This is a genomic window from Comamonas composti DSM 21721, from assembly GCF_000429845.1.
GTDB lineage: Bacteria > Pseudomonadota > Gammaproteobacteria > Burkholderiales > Burkholderiaceae_C > Comamonas > Comamonas composti.
The window spans coordinates 1-19,677 of the sequence record NZ_AUCQ01000012.1; the positions used below are offsets into that span (position 1 = coordinate 1).

A 19,677-nucleotide genomic window follows, 5' to 3' on the forward strand; every position below is an offset into this window, starting at 1 on the left:
AGCTTGCCCACCAGGGTTGCCACGTCCGGCACCTTGACACCGGCGCCGCGCTTGGCGGGCTCGACCACCTTCAGGGTCTTCAGGCGCGCAGCCACATCCACTCCCAGATCCTCGGGCTTGATGGTCTCCAAAGGCTTTTTCTTGGCCTTCATGATGTTGGGCAGCGTCACATAGCGCGGCTCGTTCAGGCGCAGGTCGGTGGTGATCACCGCAGGCGTGGACAGGGCCAGCGTCTCCAGGCCGCCGTCGACTTCACGCGTCACGTTCACCTTGTCGCCTGCCAGCTCGACCTTGCTCGCAAACGTCGCCTGCGGCAGATCGGCCAGCGCCGCCAGCATCTGGCCAGTCTGGTTGGCATCGTCGTCGATGGCCTGCTTGCCCAGGATCACCAGGCCCGGCTGCTCCTTGTCCACCAGGGCCTTGAGCAGCTTGGCCACGGCCAGCGGCTGCAGCTCGGCATCGGTCTCGACCAGGATGGCGCGATCCGCACCAATGGCCATGGCCGTGCGCAGCGTCTCCTGGCACTGGGCCACGCCGCAGGACACGGCGATGACTTCGGTGGCCTGGCCTTTTTCCTTGAGACGCACGGCCTCTTCGACGGCGATCTCGTCAAAGGGGTTCATGCTCATCTTGACGTTGGCGATGTCCACACCCGTACCGTCCGACTTCACGCGGACTTTCACGTTGTAGTCCACCACGCGCTTGACGGGAACAAGAATTTTCATAGCGAGCTTTCCAGATTGAACGGTTGAAAGGATTAACGAACCAGACCGGCCAGGCGTTCGAGCACCAGCGCCTCGGCCTCGGCCATGATGGAGGTGATGAGCTCCTGCACCGTGGGCACATCCTGAATCAGGCCCGCGACCATGCCGCAGGACCAGACACCGGCATCCATCTCGCCATCCTGCATGATGCGCGGATAGACCCCGGCCACTTCGGGCGCGATGTCGGCAAAGCTGATCTGCGAGCCCAGCTCGCGCTCCTTTTGCAGCAGGCGCTCGGTGGCCTGGTTGTTCAGCACGCGCTCGGTATTGCGCAGCGGGCGCATCACCAGACGCGTATCGAGCTCGCTGGCCGCGACGATCGCCTGCTTGACCCTGTCGTGCACGGGCGCCTCCTGAGTGGCGATGAAGCGCGTGCCCATGTTGATGCCTTCGGCTCCCAGGGCCAGCGCAGCCACGAGGGAGCGGCCATCGGCCATGCCGCCCGATGCCACAAAGGGAATCTTCAGCTCCTGGGCCGCGCGCGGCAGCAGGATGAAGTTGGGCACATCGTCCTCGCCGGGGTGGCCGCCGCATTCAAAGCCATCGACGCTGATCGCATCGCAGCCAATGGCCTCGGCCTTGAGTGCATGGCGCACCGAGGTGCACTTGTGGATGACCTTGATGCCCGCCTCCTTAAGCGCGGGCAGCCATTGTTGCGGGTTGTTGCCTGCCGTCTCCACGACCTTGACCCCGCCTTCGATGATGGCCTTCACATAGCCCGGGTAGTCGGGCGGATTGACCGAGGGCAGAAAGGTCAGGTTCACGCCGAAGGGCTTGTCCGTCATCTCGCGGCAGCGCGCGATCTCCCTGGCCAGCAGCTCGGGCGTGCGCTGGGTCAGGCCCGTGATGATGCCCAGGCCGCCGGCGTTGGAGACGGCCGCCGCGAGCTCGGCCAGGCCCACATGGTGCATGCCGCCCTGGATGATCGGATGCTCTATGCCGAAAAGTTCGGTGATACGTGTCTTCATGCTCTGCTCACTCCGATGCAATGCCCTTGTCGCGGATGATCTGACCCCACTTGCGGTAGTCGTCGGCAATCAGCTCGCCCATCTTCGCCGGCGGCAGATAGCGCGCATAGGCGCCCACGCCCATGATCTTGTCCTGGGTCTGCTTTTCGGCAAGGATCTGGCCCACTTCGCTGGCCAGACGGTCGACGATGGCCTGGGGTGTTCCCGCAGGTGCCACCAGTCCGCCCCAGGCCACGGCCTCGTAGCCCTTGAAGCCTTGCTCCGCAGCGGTCTTGACGTCGGGAAGAATGCTCACGCGCTGGGGCGATCCCACGGCGATGGCACGCAGCTTGCCCGACTGGATGTGCGGCAGGGCTGCAATCAGGTCCGCGAACATCACGGGAACCTGGCCGCCAATGGTGTCGGTGATCGCAGGCGCGCTGCCCTTGTAGGGCACGTGCATCATGTCGAAGTCGCCCATCTGCTTGAGCAGCTCCATGCTCAGGTGGCCGAAGCTGCCCGTGCCTGCGCTGGTGTAGTTGACCAGGCCCTTGCGCTCCTTGGCATAGGCGACCAGCTTTTGCAGATCGGTCACCTGGGGCATCAGGGTCGGGTTCACGACCACCACGATGGGCAGGTCATAGACCAGGGCAATGGGCGCGAAGTCGCGCGTCACGTCATAGCCGGCCTTTCTGAACAGATGCGGGGCCAGCAGGGTCGGCGTGGCCAGCATCATCAGCGTATAGCCGTCGGCCGGACCCTTGGCCACCTGGGCTGCGGCAATCGAGCCGGAGGCGCCGGGACGGTTGTCCACGACCACCATCTGCTTGAGGCGCTCGCCCAGCCTCTGGGCCACGATGCGCGAGCTCGTATCGGTAGGGCCGCCTGCGGGGAAGGGCACGACCAGACGCACCATCTTGTCGGGCCAGCCATTTTGCTGCGCGAAAGCACTGCCAGCCAGGCCGGCCATCAAGGGGGCGGCAGCAAGGGCCAGAGCCTGGCGCCGAGTGGGGGCAAAAAAGGGATTGCGCTTTTGCATGGTGGTGTCTCCTGTCAATCAAGTGCGCTTAAAAATCCGGCCCCAAGGGTTTCGGGTACCGGCATCCGATCGGATGGCGAACCGCAGATCCATGCCGCGCGCCACCCACATCACATTCAAGACCGCATGCCCCTGCGATCAGGGGCTGCGGCAAAACAGCTCCGTGCAGAGCCGTCCATCAATCCAGGCGTGCGCCGGCTTCCTCGACCAGGGCCTTCCAGACCGGCATGTCGCGCTTGTAGTTCTCCGCGAAGGCCTGGGGGCTGTTCATCATGGGCATGAAGCCCGCGCCCTTGGTGCGCTCCTGCATCTTGGGGTCCTTGACGATCTCGCTCAGGTGAGCGTAGAGCTGATCGAGGATCTCCTGGGGCAGGCCTGCGGGTGCGGCCATGCCCACCCAGCCGTAGATCGAGTAGGCATCGTCCTTCACGCCCTGCTCGAAGATGGTCGCCACCTTGGGCAGGATTTCCATGCGCTCCTTGCCGGTCACGCCAATCGCCTTGAGGCGGCCCGATTCGATGAAGGGCTTGGTGTTCTGGGCACTCGAAAAGCAGATCTGCAACTGGCCGCCGATCAGCTCCTGGATCATGGGCGCCTCGCCCTTGTAGGCCACATGGGTCATGTCGGCGTCCATGGTCTTGCTCATGTAGGCGCCAGCCAGGTGGGCATAGGAGCCCACACCCCAGGACCCATAGGAGAGCTTGCCCTTGTTGGCCTTCACATAGGCCAGCAGCTCCTTCATGTTGTTCGCGGGCACCGAGGGGTGGACCACCAGGGTCACGGGCGCCGCCGCGATCTGGGTGATCATCGCAAAGTCCTTTTGCGGGTTGTAGGGCAGCTTGGTGTAGAGGAACTGGTTGATGAGCATCGAGGTGCTCAGCGAGATCAGCAGGGTGTGGCCGTCAGGCTGGGCCTTGGCCACGGCATCCGTGCCCAGAATGCCGGCCGCGCCGCCACGGTTGTCGATCACGACGGGCTGGCCCAGGCGCTTGGCCAGGGCCTCGCCCACGGTGCGCGCAATGATGTCGGTTGCGCCCCCGGCGTTGAAAGGCACGACCACGCGTATGGCCTTGGTCGGCCAGGCCGGCTTGCCCTGGGCCAGGGCACTGGTGCCCAGCAGGCTGGCGCCGCCGCAGGCGGCCATGGCTTGCAGAATATTGCGTCGTTTGAGTTCGGTCTTCATGAGCTTGTCTCCTTATGGGTTGCGGTGAATGTGCAGGCCGGCGGCCTGCACGAAGCGCCGCCTTTTGGGCCGCGCTCCTGGGGTATGCAAGGCCGTCTCAGTCCTGGCCGGCTTCGTCGGGCAGGGTGAGCACGCCCCTGTCGCGCAGTTGCTGCAATTGCCCGTCGTCCAGGGCCAGCAGCTTTTGCAGCACGTCGCGCGTGCCCTCGCCCAGCGTGGGCGGCGCGTTGCGGATCGGCAGGCGCTGTCCATCGAGGCGGTAGGGCGGCGCAAACACCGGCGTGGTTCCGACCACGGGGTGGGGCATGTGCTGCACCAGTCCGCTGCGCCGCGTGCGCTCGCTGGTCAGGGCCTCGTGCAGGCCGGAGACCTTGCCGCAGGGAATGCCCGCAGCCGTGAGGCGCTCCAGCAGCAGCTCGCGCGAGAAGGTCGCGACCAGCTGCTTGAGCATCGGGGCCAGGACCAGGCGGTTCTTTGCACGGTTCACGTTCGTGGCAAAGCGCTGGTCCTCGACGATGTCGGGGCGCTCTATGACCTGGCGGCAGAACTTCTCGAACTGGGCATTGTTGCCCACGGCGATGATCAGCGGCCCGTCGGCAGCCTCATACATGCCATAGGGAACGATCGAGGGGTGGGCATTGCCATAGCGCTCGGGGTCCTGACCGATCTGCAGCGCATCGAGCCCGTAATAGCCGGTGATCATGATGCCGCTGTCGTACAACGCCATCTCTATGAGCCGCCCACGGCCCGTGCGCTCGCGGCGAAACAGTGCGGCGAGCACGGCCTGGGCCGCCGACATGCCGGTCATCAGATCGACGACGGCCACGCCGAACTTGAGCGGCGGTGTGCCGGCCTCGCCATTGAGGGCCATGAGCCCGGCCTCGCCCTGGATCACCAGGTCGTAGCCGGGACGCGTGGCCTCGGGGCCGCTGCTGTCATAGCCGGCCACGGCGCAGTAGATCAGGTCGGGCTTGATGGCCTTGAGCTGCTCATAGCCCAGGCCCAGCTTCTCGGCCCCGCCGGTCTTGAAGTTGTGAATCACCACATCGAACTGCGGCAGCAGCTCATGGATCAGCCCCAGCCCCTCGGGCTTTTGCAGGTCGATGGTGATGGACCGCTTGTTGCGGTTCATGCTGTTGTAGTACGAGGTCTCGGTCTTGCCTATGCGCAACCCCCAGTCACGTGTGTCGTCCCCTCTTCCCGGGTGCTCGACCTTGATGACCTCGGCGCCGAAGTCGGCCAGCACCTGGCCGCACAGCGGCCCCGCAAACACGCGCGACAGATCGAGCACGCGCACGCCCTCCAGGGGAAAGTCCATCTCTTCGGCCTGCGCCTTCTTCTCCGTCATTGATCCATCTCCTTGGAATTTCTTGATCGCCACCTGCACCGCCGCGCCCCTCCCGCAAAGAGAGGGAGCGCGGGCTCTTCACCTCATGCGCGCAGCTTGGAAAAATCCGCCTGGCGCTTTTCGAGAAAGGCGCCAATGCCTTCGCGCGACTCCTCGGTTTCCTGAGAGATCACCATGTACTGCGCCTCCAGCTCCAGCTGCTCTTCGAGCGTGTTGCGCGGAGCCTCGCGGCACAGGTTCTTGATGCGGGCCATGGCCTGCTCGGGCCCGCTGGCGATGTGCTCGGCCAGGCGCAGCGCCTCGGCCAGGGCCGCACCGGCTTCGGTCAGGCGGTTCACCGGGCCCAACTGGGCCAGGCGCTCGCCGCTGATGCGCTCGCCCGTGAGGCACAGCTCGGTCAGCACCTGGCGCGAGACAAACTCGGCCAGAAAGGCCGTGGCACCGCCATCGGGCGTGAGGCCGACCTTCACATAGGCCACGGAGAACACCGCATTCTTCGCGGCCACCAGCATGTCGCAGGCCAGGGCCAGGGACAGGCCCGCGCCTGCAGCTGCGCCTTCGACGGCTGCGATCACGGGCTTGGGGCAGTCACGCACGGCGCGGATCAGCTCATGCAGGCCTTCGAGTTTTTCGCGGCGCTCCTGCCGCGGCAGCTCGCGCCGCTTGGCCAGCTGACGCAGATCGCCGCCCGCACAAAAATGCCCGCCCTCGCCCGTGAGCACCACGGCGCCCACGCCCGGGTCCGCAGCAGCCTGCTTCAGGCCTGCGATCACCCCCTGGTAGAACTCGGGTGAGAGCGCATTGCGCGCCGCCACGTTGTTGTTGGACAACACCAGCACCGCGCCCTCGCGGCGCACCAGCAATGCTTGACTCATTTCTCTTTCCTCGATTCCATGCGCCAGGAAATGGCTTCCAAGAAAGCCCTGGCTTCACACCCCGACCGCCCCTACCGGCGCGGCCGGCAAAGCTGGTGCGGCTCCTGGCTGGTGACAGCCGGCAGGAGCCGCTCCCCCGCCCTCCCGCAAGAAGGCAGGGGCTGCGCAGCGCCTCAGAGCGAGCCGATGTAGCGGCTCAGGTGATGGTCCTCATCCCCGAACTGGTGATCGATCATCACCAGACGCTTGGCGTAATGCGCCAGCGGCAGCTCCCAGGTCATGCCGATGCCGCCGTGCATCTGAATGCTTTCCTCGGCCACCAGCGTGCCTATGCGCCCAATGCTGTACTTGGCGGCCGACAAGGCCTTGGCACGCGCCACGCGGTCTTCGCCGTCGATGGCGGCAGCCGCATTGATCACGGCCGAGCGCGCCTGCTCGACTTCGAGCAGCAACTGGGCCATGCGGTGCTGCAGGGCCTGGAAGCTGCCGATGGGCACGCCGAACTGCTTGCGCGTGCGCAGGTATTCGAGCGTCTGGTCCTTGGCCACGTCCATGGCGCCCACGGCCTCGGCGCTCAATGCCAGCAGCGCATAGCCGGCAATGCGTTCGAGCAGCGCCAAGCCCTGGTCCTGCTGGCCCAGCAGGGCATCGGCACCGACCTCGACCTGGTCGAACACCAGCTCGGCCGCGCGACCGCCTTCGAGGCGGTTGTAGCCGCGCTTTTGCAGGCCCTTGGCATCGCCGGGCACGAGAAACAGGCTGATGCCCTGCTCGTCGAACTGCGCGCCCGCGCTGCGCGCCGAGACCAGCAGCAGCTCGGCCTTTTCGCCGAATGCGACCACGCCCTTGGCGCCGTTCAGCACCCAGCCCTGGCCCTGCTTGACCGCCGTGGTCGAGACCTTGTTGAGCTCGTAATGGCTGCCCGGCTCGTCATGCGCGAGCGCAGCGACCAGGCTGCCGTCCATGAGGGCCTGCAGCTTTTGCTTTTGCGCATCGCTGCCTGCCGCCACCAGGGCCTGGCCCACGACCAGGGCGCCCAGCAGGGGCTCGGCCACGAGGCCACGGCCCAGGCATTCGAAGATCACGCTGATGTCAAAGCCCGTGCCGCCAAAGCCGCCCACCTCTTCGGGGAACAGCGCGCCGATGGCGCCGATCTCGGCGAACTGGCTGTAGAGCAGCGGGCTGTGGCCTTCGCTGCCATAGGCGATCTGGTTGCGTGCCTCGATCGCGTACTGCTCGGAGACAAAGCGGTTCAGGCTGTCCGCCAGCATGCGGCGGTCTTCTGTGTGCTCAAAGTTCATAAAAATTCTTTCTTCCCAGTCCAGCGCATCGCTGTCGTATGTCACCGCCCGGCTCGCCAGGGACGCCGGGCAAGGGCCGCCGCGCAGCAAAGGCGTCGTCCCCCGGGGGGGAAGGCGCCAGGAGCGGCCCAGGGGGGATCACAGACCCAGAATCATCTTGGAGATGATGTTTTTCTGGATTTCGTTGGAGCCGCCAAAGATGGACAGCTTGCGGTAGTTGAAATACTGGGCTGCAGCCGTGGCCGCGGCCTCGTCGCCTATGGGGCTCTGGTCGTAGCCGGCCTGCATGGCCTCTTCGATGAAGGGCGCGGCATACGGGCCCATGGCACGGCGCAGCAGGGACAGCAGCTCCTGGCGGATTTCCGTGCCCTTGATCTTGAGCATGGAGCTTTCCGCACCCGGCACACCACCGCCGGCCACGGCGGCGATCACGCGCAGATTGGTGGTCTTCATGTTCTCGAGGTCGATCTCGACCTTGGCCAGGCGCGCGGCGAACAAGGGATCTTTGGAGAGCGGCTTGCCGTTGCACTGCACGCGATCCGCGACGAGCTTGAGCTTTTCCAGGCCGGCCACCGAGAAGCCCACGCCCGCGATATTCGTGCGCTCGTAGGTCAGCAGGTACTTGGCATAGGTCCAGCCCTTGTTTTCCTCGCCCACGAGGTTGGCGACCGGCACCTTGACGTCGGTGAAGAAGACTTCGTTGACCTCGTGCTCGCCGTCCAGCGTGATGATGGGACGCACTTCCACGCCCGGGGTGTTCATGTCCACCAGCAAAAAGCTGATGCCCTGCTGGGCCTTGACCTCGCGGTTGGTGCGCACCAGGCAGAAGATCATGTTGGCGTGCTGGCCCAGCGTGGTCCAGGTCTTCTGGCCGTTGACGATGTAGTGCTCGCCATCGCGCACGGCCGTGGTCTTGACCGAGGCCAGGTCCGAGCCCGAGCCCGGCTCCGAATAGCCCTGGCACCACCAGTCGGCGCCGTTCAGAATGCGCGGCAGCCAGTAGCTCTTTTGCTCTTCGCTGCCGTACTTGATGAGCACCGGGCCCAGCATGGACAGGCCGAAGGGCACGATGCGCGGCGTGCCCGCGAGCGCGCACTCATGCTCGAAGATGAATTTCTGCACCGCGCCCCAGCCCGGGCCACCGTACTGCTCGGGCCAGTGGTTGGCCAGCCAGCCGCGCTGGTTGAGGATTGCGTGCCACTGCTCCATGTCCTGCTTGGAAAGCTGCAGGCCGTTCCTGACCTTGTGCGCCATCTGCTCGGGCAGTTCGGCCTTCAAAAAGGAGCGCACCTCATCGCGAAACGCGAGCTCCTCGGGGGTAAATTGCAAATCCATCGCTGTTTCCTCAGTCATCCATGATGGCGCCATGCGCCTTTCCAATCCCTGGCCCCGGGGGCATCCTGCGGCGAGGCGGCCGCCCCCTTTTTCAGGGCGGTGGCTGCGCAGCAGCTCAGGGCATGTCAGTAAATCTCGAACAGGCCTGCAGCCCCCATGCCACCGGCGATGCACATGGTGACCACGCCCCACTTGGCCTTGCGGCGGCGGCCTTCGAGCAGGATGTGGCCGGCCAGGCGCGCACCCGTCATGCCGAACGGATGGCCGATGGAGATCGCGCCGCCGTTGACGTTCAGGCGCTCGTTGGGAATGCCCAGCTTGCGCTGGCAGTACAGGGCCTGGGAGGCAAAGGCTTCGTTGAGCTCCCACAGGTCGATGTCCTCGACCTTGAGGCCGTGGCGCGCGAGCAGCTTCGGCACAGCGAACACCGGGCCTATGCCCATTTCATCGGGCTCGCAGCCGGCCACGGCAAAGCCGCGGAAGGCACCCAGCGGCGACAGGCCCAGGCGCTCGGCCTGTTTGGCCTCCATGAGCACGCAGGCGCTGGAGCCGTCCGACAGCTGGGAGGCATTGCCTGCGGTGACGAACTGGTCCGGCCCCTTCACGGGCTCGAGCTTGGCCAGGCCTTCGAGCGTGGTGCTCGCGCGGTTGCAGTTGTCCTTGGTGGCGACCACGTCGCGGTAGGTGAGTTCGCCGGTTTCCTTGTTCTTTTCCGCCATGCGCGTGGCGCAGGCGATGATCTCGTCCTTGAACACATCGGCGGCCTGGGCTGCTGCCGTGCGCTGCTGGCTTTGCAGCGAGAACGCGTCCTGGTCCTCGCGGCTGATGCCGTAGCGCCGGGCGACCACGTCGGCCGTATCGATCATGGCCATGTAGAGCTCGGGCTTGTGCTCGACCAGCCAGGGGTCCATGTCGGTGGGCAGGTTGTTGCCTGCGCGAATGCCGGAGATGGTCTCCACGCCGCCCGCAATCATGGCGTCCACGCCTTCGGCCACGATGCGGCCTGCGGCAATCGCAATCGACTGCAGGCCCGAGGCGCAGTAGCGCGTGATCGTCGTGCCCGCGATCGACAGCGGCAGCTCGGCGCGCAGCACGGCCTGGCGGCCCAGGTTGCGGCCCTGGAAGCCGTCGGGGTTGCCGCAGCCCATGATCAGGTCCTCGATGCTCTCGGGGTCCACGCCCGAGCGCTCGACCGCCGCCTTGACCGAATAGGCCGCCAGCTGGGCTGCGGGCGTGATGTTGAACTCGCCACGGTGCGACTTGGTCAGCGGTGTGCGGGCTGTGGAAACGATGACGGCTTCACGCATGAGAATCTCCTCGGTTGTCTCTTTATCAAAAGTTATCTATGTTTTCAGGAGCTGCTAGCGCTTGATACAACTGGATTTCAGATATTTTTCATATTGAAAACCAGCAGTAGCAAGCGCTAGCAGCTCTTGTTTCGGAAGCATGCGCCAGCCGGCCGCAGGCTCCCGAAGAACACGCCCGCAGGCGCATCAGAGGCTGTTCAGGCTCTCGAAGCTCTTGCCTTCGGCGACCAGCTTTTCCAGCAGCGGCGCGGGCTTCCAGAACAGCGCGTCTTCCTTGGCGAATTCGCGGATGTCGGCCAGCACCTTCTCCAGGCCCTGCATGTCGGCCCACTTCATGGGGCCGCCGCGATGGCGCGGAAAGCCATAGCCGGAGATGAAGGTCACGTCCACATCCAGCGGGCGCAGGGCAATGCCTTCTTCCACGACCTTGGCGCCTTCGTTGACCATGGCCGCCATGTAGCGGCGCATGATTTCATCGGCCGTGAACTTGCGCGGCGTGATGCCCTTCTTGGCGCGCTCGGCGTCCACGATGGCCAGCACCTCGGGATCGGCCTGGCCCACGCGCACGCCCTGGGGGTAGAGGTAGAAGCCGCGGCCGGTCTTCTGGCCGAACCAGCCCTGCTCGCAGACGCGGTCGGCGATCTCCACATAGCGCGCCTTGGGGTCGCGCGTGGCGGCGCGGCGCTTGCGCGTGGCCCAGCCGATGTCGCCGCCGGCCAGGTCGGTGACCTGAAACGGGCCCATGGGGTAGCCGAAGCCGCGCACGGCCTCGTCGATCTCGTAGGGGCTGGCGCCGTCTTCCATGATGTAGTCGGCGGCCTGCTTGTAGATGGCCAGGATGCGGTTGCCGATGAAGCCGTCGCAGACGCCTGCGCGCACGGGCACCTTCTTGAGCTTCTTGGCCAGCTCGAAGGCCGTGGCCACGACATCGGGCGCCACCTTGGCGGGGACCACGATCTCCAGCAGCTTCATGATGTTCGCCGGGCTGAAGAAGTGCAGGCCGATCACATCCTCGGGGCGGCTGGTGGCCGCCGCAATGGCGTCGATGTCCAGGTAGGAGGTGTTGGTGGCCAGCACCGCGCCCTTCCTGCAGACGCGGTCCAGCTCCTTGAACACGGCCTTCTTGACTTCGAGGTCCTCGAACACGGCCTCGATCACGAGGTCCACGTCGCCGATGTCGTCGTAGCTGGTCGAGGGCGTGTAGCGCGCCATGACCGCCGCCTTGGCCTCGGCAGTCATGCGGCCCCTGGCGATCAGGCCGTCATAGACCTTTTCCACATTCGCCTGGCCGCGTGCGATGGACTCGGCATCGCGCTCGATCATGACCACGGGCAGACCCGCATCCAGGGCCGAGACCGTGATGCCCGCACCCATGGTGCCGCCGCCGATGATGGCGATCTTGGCAAAGGCGCGCGGCGCGGCGGCCTTGGCCTCGGGGATCTTGACCACTTCGCGCTCGGCAAAGAACGCATGGACCAGGCCTGCGCGCTGCGGGCTGTCCAGGCATTCTGTGAACAGCGCACGCTCGCGGGCCAGGCCTTCGTCGAAGGGCAGCTCCACGGCAGCGCGCACGCATTCCACGATTTTTGCGGGCGAGAACAGGCCACGCGATTTCTTGGCCGTATCGGCCGCCAGCGCATCGAGCTCGGCCAGGGCCGCAGCCTTGTCGGCGATCTCGATGTCGCGCGTGCGGCGCGGCTGTGCGCCCTGGGCCAGCAGCTCGCGCGCATAGGCCAGGCCTGCGGCCAGCACGTCCTGGCCTTCGGCCAGCTTGTCCACCAGGCCTGCAGCCTGGGCGGCCTTGGCCGACAGGTGCTTGCCGCCGAGCATGAGCTCGGTCGCCGCCTTGACGCCCATGAGGCGTGGCGCACGCTGGGTGCCGCCGGCGCCGGGCAGCAGGCCCAGCGTGACTTCGGGCAGACCCAGCTTGGCCGCAGGCAGGGCCAGGCGGTAATGGGCCGACATGGCGACCTCCAGGCCACCGCCCAGGGCCGGGCCATGGATGGCGGCGACCACGGGCTTGTCCAGCGCTTCGATGCGGTTGCAGACCTCGGGCAGGGAAGGCGGCATCGCGGGCTTGCCGAACTCGCGGATGTCGGCACCCGCGATGAAGGCTTTGCCTTCGCCCACCAACAGCACGCAGCGCACGGCTGCATCGCCCGCAGCCTGTTCCACCGCAGCCAGCAGACCTGCGCGCACGGCCTGGCCCAGGGCATTCACGGGGGGATTGTTGATGCTGACCACCAGCACCTCGCCATCTAGACGGGTATGGACTACGGAAGCTTGGACTTCTTGACTCATGCAGTTGTCTCCAAAGAAAAGTAGGGCCGCCCCTGAAGCGCCCGCATGCTCTGCGCTCTCGGGCCGGCCACGCGGACGGTGCCATGGCTGCGGGCGGACCATGGCCGGCATCATGGTTTGTTCGATATCCATTCTCACGACGATAATGAATCTTTACAATCACATGATTCATTGACAGAGCGTCAAGTAATACTTGACACCATTTCCAAGCCCGTCATGGACCTGAACACCCTCACCCTGCTGGTTGAAATCATCGACAGCGGCAATCTGAGCCAGGCTGCGCGCAAGCTCAAGATGACGCGCGCCAATGTGAGCTACCACCTGACCCAGCTTGAAAAGGCCGTGGGCGTGCAACTGGTCAAGCGCTCCACGCGGCGTGTGGAGCCGACGGAGCTGGGCCTCAAGCTCTACGAGCACGGGCGCAGCATCCAGAACGAAATGCTGGCCGCGCGCGAAACCATTGCCTCGCTGGGCCAGGGCCTGCAGGGGCGCGTGGGCATCAGCGTGCCCAGCGGCTATGGGCAGATCGTGATGAGCGGCTGGCTGATCGAGTTCAAGCGCCTGTATCCGGGCATCGTGCTCGACGTGCTGTTCGAGAACCGCGCGGATAACCTGCGCGACGAGGTCGACATTGCGATCCGCGTGGTCCAGGAGCCGCCGCTGTCGGTGATCGCGCGCAGCCTGGGCAATGTGCGCTACGTGGCCTGCGCCTCCAGGGCCTATGTGGAGCAGCACGGGCTGCCGGCCACGCTCTACGAGCTGCGCAACAGCCCCGTGATCACGGCCGGCGTCATGGGCCGCCAGCTGCGCCTGTCGGCCTACCAGGGCCAGGAGCGCCAGGAGGTGCTGCTCGAGCCCACCCTGATCTCCGAGCACTTTCCCTTTCTGCGCCAGGGCATTCTGGCCGGCCTGGGCGTAGGCCTGGTGCCCGACTATGTGGTGCAGAACGAGGTGCTCAGCGGCGAGGTGCTGACCACGCTGGAGGAATACCGGCTGAGCATCTTCGGCACCCACATGTATCTGCTGTACCTGCCCAACCGCCACCAGACCCGGGCCGTGCGCACCTGCATAGACTTTCTGCTCGCCAAGGCCGGCGCCAGCGATCAGGCAGCAACCTGATCGCTTGATTCCGGATCAGGCCCCGCTCGTGGCCAGGCCGCTCGCATCCGCCGTGTAGGCACAGACCCGGGCCCGGCCCTGTTGCTTGGCCTGGTACAAGGCCTCGTCAGCGCGCTGGAACAAATCCTGTGCGCCCAGCACCCCCTCTTCGCCCGCCGTCTGGCCCGGTTTGTAGCAAGGGCTCAGGCAAGCCATGCCTATGCTCACGCTCACCAGGCTTTGGGCGCCCGGCGCCTCATGCCGCAACTCGAGCGCACGCACGGCCTCGCCAAGCCGCTGGGCCGTATCCATCGCCTGCTGCTCGTCGGCATCGGGCAGCAGCACGGCAAACTCCTCGCCGCCATAACGCGCCACAAGCTCGCCCGCACGGCGCAGCGATCCGCGCAATGCCTGGGCCACCTGCTGCAGGCAGCGGTCTCCCGCAAGGTGACCGTAGAAGTCGTTGTAGGCCTTGAAGTGGTCTACATCGACCATGAGCAGGGCCAGCGTCGTGCCATGGCGCATGGCGCGGTTCCACTCACTGGCCACGGCCTCGTCCAGCGCCAGGCGGTTGGAGACACGCGTCAGCGGATCCAGCCTCACCTGGGCTTCCAGTGCGGAGCGGTAGCTCTCCAGCTGCTCCTCGGCCTGCTTGCGGTCGCTGATGTCCTGCACCGTGCCCGTCATGCGAGCCGTGCGCCCGCTGATGGGCTTGTCCTCATACTCGCCCCAGACCTGTATCCAGCGCAGCTCGCCATCGCTTTGGCGGTTGATGCGGTACTGGGCATGCAGGGGCGTGCGCCGGCTCATGGCCTTGCCGTGGATCGCCAGGGTCTGCTCGCGGTCCAGCGGGGAGAGCATGGATATCCACTCGCGCAGCGCCATGACGTCATTCTTGGGCAGGCCGAAGATGATGCAGGCCATGCCCGACATGTGGAACCGCTGGCTGCCTTCTTCATAGGCGAAATAGCCTATGGATGCGGCCTTCTGGGCGTTCTCCAGCCAGCGCATGTTGCGCTCCAGTGCGCGCTTGAGCGTGCGTTCACGCCGCCAGGCATTCCACTGCCAGATTGCGGCCATGGACACCACCAGCAGCAGTGCAAGCCCGATGAGCAGGCCGGCCGCCAGGCCTTCACGCCGCTGCTTCTGGATGAAGGCCTCGGCCACGTCGATCTTGGTGACCAGCATCCAGGGCGATCCGGGCACGGCACTGCTGACCGCCAACACCTCGGCGCCCCGGTAGTCATGCCCATAGGTCACGCCGCGCACGCCCTGAAAGGCCATGGTCGCGGGATTGTCCTTGTGCCCCATGCTCTCGAACAGCGTCTGGTCGCCATGACGCAGCGGGTTGATGGGCACGATGACGCCATCCTCATTGCGCTGCAACAGCAGCGACTCCCCCGTCTGGCTGTTGTTGGGCCAGCCCTCGAGTTGCGGATACAGAGAGCTTCTCATGTCGGCCACCAGCCAGACCACGCCTATGGCGCGCTCGCCCTCGTACAGCGGCGCAAACACACCGATGAAAGGAAAGGAGAAGCGCTGCTCCTCATGGGGCTCGGCGAGCACGGGCTGGGCACTGTCCAGCGCCTGCCTCAAGGCTTTTTGTGCCTGCGCGGACAGGGCGCCATCCTGGCTGCTGTCCGAGCTGATCAACAGGCGTCCCTCAGGTGACAGCAACAGGGCCACCGTATAGTGGCTGCGCTCGACCAGAATCCGCAGGCGCTCGTTGACCACGGCCTCGAGCTCGGGTGCCGAGGTGCGCTGCCAGCGCACGACAGCCTTCGCAAACAGGCTGTCATCGGTCAGGGCCATGGCATCGGCAAGACGGCGGCTTCGCCACTCGACCACGCGCTTGACCTGGAGCTCCCCCAGTGACTTGAGGCCGAGCTCCACCTGGTGCCGAAAGCGCTGCTCCCTCTCCTCGTAAAGCGCCAGGCTCAGCCATACGATGCTGATCAGCAGCATGGCCAAGGGAAACAGCAAGGCTGGCAACAGGCCGCAGCTGTTCCTGATCCCTGTGGATTTGCGTTGTAGCGCTTTGAAAAGCCTCATCAGCCAGCCTGAACGAAGAGCAAACAAGAAACTGCTTAAAAAGTCGTCATCATGCACGCTTGTGAAGACAGCGCACACAGGGTAGGCCCCCTGGTCATCCCCCTCTCGGATTATGAATATGTCACACTAGTTTGCACTTTACCCTGTGCAAGAGCGTGCACCACACGCCATGCAACCGCTTGGAGCCATGCCATCCGAATGATCTCAAGCTCGCGGCGAAATTGCCTGAAACAGACCATGGCGCTTTTGCTCGGTCCCGGCGCTGCCCTTGCCTCCCCAGCCAGGCCCTCGTCGGTCACGCTCAATCTTGCGCTGGAGCCAGACAGCCTGGACCCGTCCTCGACGGCCGCCGCCTCGGCCGCCCAGGTCAGCCACTACAACCTGTTCGAAGGCCTGACCAGGATCGAGGAGAACGGCAGCATCACGCCCTTGCTCGCCGAGCGCTGGAGCCAGAGCCCGAACGGGCGCGATTATGTCTTCCATCTGCGCCCAGGCGTGCGCTTTCACGATGGCTCGGCCTTCAATGCAGCAGCCGTGCGCTTTTCGTTCGAGCGAGCGCGCGCGCCGGGCTCGGTCAACAAGGCGCGCAAGCCCCTGTTCGAGAACATTGCCCAGCTGAGCACGCCGGACGAGCACACGGTCGCGCTGAGCCTGCACCGCTCCGACAGCTTTTTCCTGTTTCGCCTCGGTGAGGCTCCAGCCGTCATCCTGCACCCGGACAGCGCGGCCACGGCCGCCAGCAGGCCCGTGGGCACAGGCCCGTTTCGGCTGGCCCGCTGGGATTCCGGACTCAATATTGCGCTGGAAAAGGTTCCAGGCCATTGGCGCGCACCCGCCATGGACAGGGCCAACTTCCGCTTCATCAGCCATGCGGCCCAGCAGATGCAGGCGCTGGAGAGCGGCGAGATCGACCTGTTCTTCAACTTCGCGACCCTGAGCTTGAGCCGCTTTCAGGGCGATGCGCGCTACCAGGTGCTGGTGGGCGCATCGGGCGGCAAGGGCATGCTGGCCCTCAACAACCGGCGCAGCCCCTTGAACGATGTGCGCGTGCGCCGCGCCATCGCCCACGCCATAGACCGCGAGGCCTTCATCGCCAAGGTGCTCGAAGGCCGCGGCACGGCCATAGGCAGCCACTTCGCGCCTTCGGAGCCCGGCTACGTGCATCTGGCCCATATGTATCCCTACGATCCGGTGCGCGCGCGCGCCCTGCTGCAGCAGGCGGGTGTCACCACGCCTCTGCGGCTGGACCTGAGCCTGCCCCCCACGCCCTATGCGCGGGCTGGTGGCCCGGTGGTGGCCAAGGACCTGGCCGAGGTCGGCATTCTCGTGCGCCAGGCGCCCATGAGCTGGAAGCAGTGGATGGAGTCCTGCTTTCGCGGCCATTTCGACATGACGCTGATCAACCACGTCGAACCTCACGACATCGACATCTACGCCGACCCCGACTACTACTTCGGCTACGACAGCCCGTCGTTCCGCAGCCTGCTCGCACTGCATGCCAGAACCGAGAACCCGCGCCAGCGTCAGCTGCTGTTTGCGAGACTGCAGCGCCAGCTGGCCGAGGACGCAGTCAACGCCTGGATCTTTGTGCCCCAGATCAGCACCGTGGTGCGCAAGGGCCTGCAAGGCGCCTGGATGAACTACCCCATCTTCGCCCATGACGTGGCGGCCATGCGTTGGGGGTGAATGGGATCCCCCCTGAGCGGCTGCGCCGCTTCCCCCCTGGGGGACGACACTCTCGCTGCGGGGCGGCCCTTGCTCAGTGTCCCTGGGCTGGGCCGCGCGGGCTTCCGAGCCGTGTCCGATCCCGGCCGTGATGGCCTCTCATGGGTATGACCCAACCAGGGCGCGACTGCATCCAAACTCCGGCCTGAGCCCTTGCCGGTATGGCCCCTTCCCCCATCGGGGGAAGGTGGGGATGGGGGCTGCAGCGTGTACGGCACCCTTTCTGTTGACATCGCCCCGGCCCCCCCGGCTTTGCTGGCATCGGCTTTGGGATGCCATGGCCCCGATGGCCCAAGCCTTCTGCTTCATTTTCGATAGCTACAAGCGCCTGCCAGTTAAGCGCCAGAGGCCAAAATCATCAATCTCCCAAAGCCAAAGCCCTGGCTGACCAGGGCTTTGCTCCGATGTAAAAGACGCGATTACTGGCTGTTTTGCAAGGCCGCGATGCGCTCCTCGATCGGCGGGTGGGTGGAGAACAGCTTGCCTATGCCGCCGGTAATGCCCATGGCGGCCACGCTCTTGGGCAATTCGCCTGCATGCATTCCGCCCAGACGGGCCAGCGCATTCATCATGGGCTGCTTGCGGCCCATGAGCTGGGCAGCTCCGGCGTCGGCACGGAATTCGCGCTGACGCGAGAACCAGGCCACGACGATGGCCGCCGCAAAGCCCAGCACGATGTCCAGCACGATGGTGGTCACGTAATAGCCGATGCCGGGGCCCGAGCTGTTTTCGTCGTTCTTGCGCAAGAAGCTGTCCACCGCATAGCCGATGACGCGCGACAGAAAGACCACGAAAGTGTTCATCACGCCCTGGATCAGGGTCATGGTCACCATGTCGCCATTGGCGATGTGGGCCACCTCATGGCCGATCACGGCCTCGACCTCCTCACGCGTCATGCCTTCGAGCAGGCCCGTGGAGACCGCGACCAGGGCCGAGTTCTTGAACGCGCCCGTGGCAAAGGCATTGGGCTCGCCTTCGTAAATGCCCACTTCGGGCATGCCTATGCCGGCCTTCTGGGCAAAGTTTTGCACCGTCTGGACGATCCAGGCCTCATCGGCATTGCGCGGCTGGTTGATCACATGCACGCCCGAGGTCCATTTGGCCATGGGCTTGGAGATCAAAAGCGAGATGATGGCGCCGCCAAAGCCCATCACGAAGGCAAAGCCCAGCAGGGCTCCGAAGTTCAATCCATTGGCCGTGAAATAACGGTTCACGCCGAGCAGGCTGGCAACAATGCCCAGCACCGCCACCACGGCAACGTTGGTCAGCAGAAAAAGTGCAATGCGTTTCATCTAAGGGGTTCTCCATCAGGATGGGGAAGAGGGATGTGGAATTTCGAGCTCTGCGGCTTTGGCAGATAAGGGCTTTGCACCCTTTTTCAACCCATCCACGCCCTGTGTCTCGTTGTTGTACTGCTTATGAGCCAGGCGACGTGAAACTCTGCTGCTGATTGTGGCTCAGCCAGCCAGCAACTCGGAATCTGAGGGATTCATCATAAAAGCAAAAGTTCTGCCCTCCAGCGCAGATCAGCCCCAGTCCGCCTTGACTCTCGGCTGCGTGTATCGATGCCGGCTCGCAGAGCTCATGCTCGGCCGGCAGCACGCGGCGGCCGGAAGATGGAGGTTTGCGCATAAAAATCCGCATCGCCATTGCCCGTATGCCATCCCGGGATGCCGGCCAGAGGCAGGGGCACGAACGGCTTGAGCGCCAGATGCTGCGGCTGCAAGACAGCGGCCATGGCCTCGTCGCTCAGCGCAATGCCGCAGTCTTGCCCGGCCTGGGCGCGGGGCGCAAGCAGCACATGGGCCGTGGCATTCAGACGCCCTGCCAGCAGCTTTTCCATGAGCGCATGGCCAAAGACCCGCAGCTCGGCCTGCAACCATAGGGCCCGCCGGGTCAGAAACAAGCTCTGCCAGTCCCGGGCCAGCAAGGCCTGCCATAGCGGCTCGGGCGCCTGCAGCACGGCCCCGCTTTCATCGAACAGGGTGACCGCATCACGCACCGGGCCGCGCTGCCCTCCCGCACCCTGTCCGGCCAGGGCCTGGGCATGCAGGGCATTCAAGCGGCGCTTGGTCTGCGGATAACGCAGCCAGACTAGGCCGTTGAACAAATCGTGCAGATTCTCGCGCGTGGGCACCTGGCCGGTCTGCGCAATGAAGCCCTCATAGGTCATGCCCTCGGGCAGATGTGCCTGGGGAACAAAATCCGGTGCCTCGGCATGGCGCAAGCCATTGAGCCACGCAGCCACAGGCTGTTCGGGCGCAGGCCAGCCGCCGCTCGTACAAGCGGCAAAAGGCTGAAACCAGGGGGCTCTAGGGTCGGGCCGGGGCAAATCCATAAGGCTTGCAGCGGTTTGCCCCAAGCCGGAGCCGGCCTGGGGCAAACGGGTTCTGGAGACTTCC

The 19,677-nt window shown here is 65.2% G+C and carries 15 protein-coding genes; 2 read left to right on the forward strand and 13 right to left on the reverse strand.

Annotation, left to right across the window (positions count from 1 at the left end; all coding sequences use genetic code 11):
• The 10 genes from G486_RS0107910 to G486_RS0107955 form a co-directional block, all read right to left on the reverse strand.
• Positions 1-725, reverse strand: a 725-nt coding sequence (locus G486_RS0107910) for an electron transfer flavoprotein subunit beta/FixA family protein (RefSeq protein ID WP_034386956.1), incomplete at its 3' end; no start/stop codon positions are given.
• A gap of 32 nt (positions 726-757) precedes the next feature.
• Positions 758-1,732: an NAD(P)H-dependent flavin oxidoreductase gene (locus G486_RS0107915; RefSeq protein WP_027015063.1), complete on the reverse strand. Its 975-nt coding sequence runs from the start codon at positions 1,730-1,732 to the stop codon at positions 758-760.
• Between the two features lie 7 nt (positions 1,733-1,739).
• A complete protein-coding gene (locus G486_RS0107920; RefSeq protein WP_027015064.1) occupies positions 1,740-2,750 on the reverse strand; it encodes a Bug family tripartite tricarboxylate transporter substrate binding protein in 1,011 nt (336 codons plus the stop codon).
• A 178-nt stretch (positions 2,751-2,928) separates the two neighbouring features.
• On the reverse strand, positions 2,929-3,933 hold the full coding sequence (locus tag G486_RS0107925) for a Bug family tripartite tricarboxylate transporter substrate binding protein (protein WP_027015065.1): 1,005 nt from the start codon (positions 3,931-3,933) through the stop codon (positions 2,929-2,931).
• A gap of 97 nt (positions 3,934-4,030) precedes the next feature.
• Complete coding sequence (locus G486_RS0107930) at positions 4,031-5,281, reverse strand: CaiB/BaiF CoA transferase family protein (RefSeq protein ID WP_027015066.1); 1,251 nt, start codon at positions 5,279-5,281, stop codon at positions 4,031-4,033.
• An 83-nt stretch (positions 5,282-5,364) separates the two neighbouring features.
• Positions 5,365-6,156, reverse strand: coding sequence for an oxepin-CoA hydrolase, alternative type (locus G486_RS0107935; RefSeq protein ID WP_027015067.1), 792 nt, complete (start codon positions 6,154-6,156; stop codon positions 5,365-5,367).
• A gap of 173 nt (positions 6,157-6,329) precedes the next feature.
• On the reverse strand, positions 6,330-7,457 hold the full coding sequence (locus tag G486_RS0107940) for an acyl-CoA dehydrogenase family protein (RefSeq protein ID WP_027015068.1): 1,128 nt from the start codon (positions 7,455-7,457) through the stop codon (positions 6,330-6,332).
• A 138-nt stretch (positions 7,458-7,595) separates the two neighbouring features.
• A complete protein-coding gene (locus G486_RS0107945) occupies positions 7,596-8,792 on the reverse strand; it encodes an acyl-CoA dehydrogenase family protein (RefSeq protein ID WP_027015069.1) in 1,197 nt (398 codons plus the stop codon).
• A gap of 125 nt (positions 8,793-8,917) precedes the next feature.
• Positions 8,918-10,099: an acetyl-CoA C-acyltransferase gene (locus G486_RS0107950; protein ID WP_027015070.1), complete on the reverse strand. Its 1,182-nt coding sequence runs from the start codon at positions 10,097-10,099 to the stop codon at positions 8,918-8,920.
• Between the two features lie 186 nt (positions 10,100-10,285).
• Positions 10,286-12,400, reverse strand: a complete 2,115-nt coding sequence (locus G486_RS0107955) for a 3-hydroxyacyl-CoA dehydrogenase NAD-binding domain-containing protein (protein WP_027015071.1) — start codon at positions 12,398-12,400, stop codon at positions 10,286-10,288.
• 216 nt (positions 12,401-12,616) lie between these two features.
• Here G486_RS0107955 and G486_RS0107960 point away from each other — a divergent pair, with 216 nt between their 5' ends.
• On the forward strand, positions 12,617-13,519 hold the full coding sequence (locus tag G486_RS0107960) for a LysR family transcriptional regulator (RefSeq protein ID WP_027015072.1): 903 nt from the start codon (positions 12,617-12,619) through the stop codon (positions 13,517-13,519).
• Positions 13,520-13,534: 15 nt separating this feature from the next.
• On the opposite strand, the gene G486_RS0107965 is transcribed toward G486_RS0107960, so the two are convergent.
• A complete protein-coding gene (locus tag G486_RS0107965) occupies positions 13,535-15,463 on the reverse strand; it encodes a sensor domain-containing diguanylate cyclase (protein WP_245587274.1) in 1,929 nt (642 codons plus the stop codon).
• Between the two features lie 324 nt (positions 15,464-15,787).
• On the opposite strand from G486_RS0107965, the gene G486_RS0107970 reads away from it, so the two are divergent.
• Positions 15,788-17,236 (forward strand): ABC transporter substrate-binding protein, encoded by a 1,449-nt coding sequence (locus tag G486_RS0107970; protein ID WP_084455122.1) that lies wholly within the window; start codon positions 15,788-15,790, stop codon positions 17,234-17,236.
• Positions 17,237-17,694: 458 nt separating this feature from the next.
• Here the strand turns inward: G486_RS0107970 and htpX are convergent, their stop codons facing one another.
• Both htpX and G486_RS21775 read right to left on the reverse strand, forming a co-directional pair.
• Positions 17,695-18,567: a protease HtpX gene (gene htpX, locus G486_RS0107975; RefSeq protein ID WP_027015075.1), complete on the reverse strand. Its 873-nt coding sequence runs from the start codon at positions 18,565-18,567 to the stop codon at positions 17,695-17,697.
• Between the two features lie 290 nt (positions 18,568-18,857).
• Positions 18,858-19,523 carry a DUF3025 domain-containing protein gene (locus G486_RS21775; RefSeq protein WP_034386964.1) on the reverse strand — a complete coding sequence of 222 codons (666 nt, stop codon included), beginning with the start codon at positions 19,521-19,523 and terminating at the stop codon, positions 18,858-18,860.
• Positions 19,524-19,677 lie beyond the last annotated feature (154 nt).